At 33.0% G+C, this 1,235-nt stretch carries 1 protein-coding gene and 1 pseudogene; both read right to left on the bottom strand.

Annotation, left to right across the window (positions count from 1 at the left end; all coding sequences use genetic code 11):
• Positions 1–455, bottom strand: a pseudogene (locus BN2665_RS00020) (chromosomal replication initiator DnaA); the annotation flags it as partial.
• Positions 456–467: 12 nt separating this feature from the next.
• Positions 468–983, bottom strand: coding sequence for a hypothetical protein (locus BN2665_RS00015; RefSeq protein WP_055665085.1), 516 nt, complete (start codon positions 981–983; stop codon positions 468–470).
• Positions 984–1,235 lie beyond the last annotated feature (252 nt).

Genomic DNA, 1,235 nt, shown 5'->3' with positions numbered 1-1,235 from the left:
CTTTCTTGTAAATTAAAGTCTTCAGCTCCTAATTCATCTAAGGCTATGCCCTTAAAAATCTGCTCCACTGGCAAAGCATTCTTAAGGCATATATTATATAGAGCTTTTATAAAAGGCTTATGCTTTACCTGCTGAAGCTCCTTATTCATGCAGCTTATCACAGCCTTATTATTTACAAAATTGTATTTTATCCAATTTAAAACCATAAGTTCCTTAGTTTCTTTGCAATAACTTATCTTTCCATACTCCACAAATTTCTTAAGCAGTTTTTCAATAGTATCACTGTTATAGCCTGTCTCAACTTCAGCAAATTTAATAATAAAGGTATATATACCGCATTGAGTAGTATTTGAATTAGTCATAATATACATATAGAAAAACTTCTCCTCAGGTGTAAGCTCCGTAACAAAACTATCCTTCCAAAAACAAGTTTGAATTTGTCTATACTTTGCCATAAATTCTTCCCCCTATTCCTCTATTAAATAATCAATATCTATTCCTAGGCCTTTTAAGTCATGAATCTTCAAAATTGCCGCCCTGTACAGCTTTTTGTAAACATAGCTTTCAGCTTTGCAGTAAAACTGTGTAGGCCAGTTATACTCCTTGCAATAGCTTTGAGTTCTAAGCAGTGTTTTAAATTCCTTAAGAGTAAAAATAGGATGAGGTACCCCTCTTTCCTTACAGTAATCCATAAACTTATCAAAAAATTTTCCATAATTTATCCTTAAAACATAATCCCTATCAGCATCAATAATAGTATTAAAATCCACCCCTCTTACAAGAAGCCTCTCCTTGGCCATAGCATTCATGCTTTCCATAACCTGAAGCACACTGCTTTCAATTTCACTAATTGCCACCTTAATAATTGCATTACCAAGGATGCAGTCATTTATTGACTTTATTGAAGCATCCCCTCCCCTGCCTTCGCTCTTTATCATCTGGAGCAGGTTTTCCCCAAACTTTACAAGTGCAATCTTGTTCATTTCTTTCTTCCCCCATCTTCATAATTTTTGTTACAACTCTTAAATATGCAACTGGAGGAGAAGTTTACGGGTTATTGTAAAATAATTTTTATTTTTTAAATATTGTATGAAAAAAGAGGCTGCTACTTCTACTGTTGCATTAAAGAAATAATTTTATATTGACACATTTTAATTGGTAGAAATTTAATAATGAAAAATAAAACCTCCTTGTGGTTAAATGGAAGTGACAAGCAACCATTCACAAGGAGGTTT

The organism is Desnuesiella massiliensis (assembly GCF_001403615.1).
Taxonomy (GTDB): domain Bacteria; phylum Bacillota; class Clostridia; order Clostridiales; family Clostridiaceae; genus Desnuesiella; species Desnuesiella massiliensis.
This window is presented reverse-complemented; position numbering and strand designations above follow the sequence as displayed.

What these genes read in the sequence shown, in the direction of transcription:
- BN2665_RS00015 (WP_055665085.1), bottom strand. Translation starts at nt 983, where the DNA reads ATGAACAAGATTGCACTTGTAAAGTTTGGGGAAAACCTGCTCCAGATG.